Genomic DNA, 316 nt, shown 5'->3' on the forward strand with positions numbered 1-316 from the left:
GGTGGCGTGTCCTACGCAGGATGATGCGGATGCGTTGCCGGTGATCGCGAAGAAGTCGCAGATCCCGGTGATCGCGGACATTCACTTCCAGCCGAAGTACGTCTTCGCCGCCATCGATGCGGGCTGTGCGGCGGTGCGGGTGAACCCGGGCAACATCAAGCAGTTCGACGACAAGGTCAAGGAGATCGCGAAGGCGGCCTCCGACGCGGGCACTCCCATCCGGATCGGGGTGAACGCGGGTTCGCTGGACCGGCGGCTGCTGCAGAAGTACGGGAAGGCGACGCCTGAGGCGCTGGTGGAGTCGGCGTTGTGGGAG

1 protein-coding gene is annotated in these 316 nt (G+C 65.5%); it reads left to right on the forward strand.

The genetic code is table 11. The annotated features are described in order from the left end of the window. Positions 1–316: flavodoxin-dependent (E)-4-hydroxy-3-methylbut-2-enyl-diphosphate synthase (locus IF61_RS0131885; protein ID WP_169748865.1), on the forward strand; the 316-nt coding region annotated here is incomplete at both ends.

The organism is Streptomyces roseoverticillatus (assembly GCF_000719265.1).
In the GTDB taxonomy this organism is placed as follows: Bacteria; Actinomycetota; Actinomycetes; order Streptomycetales; family Streptomycetaceae; genus Streptomyces; species Streptomyces roseoverticillatus.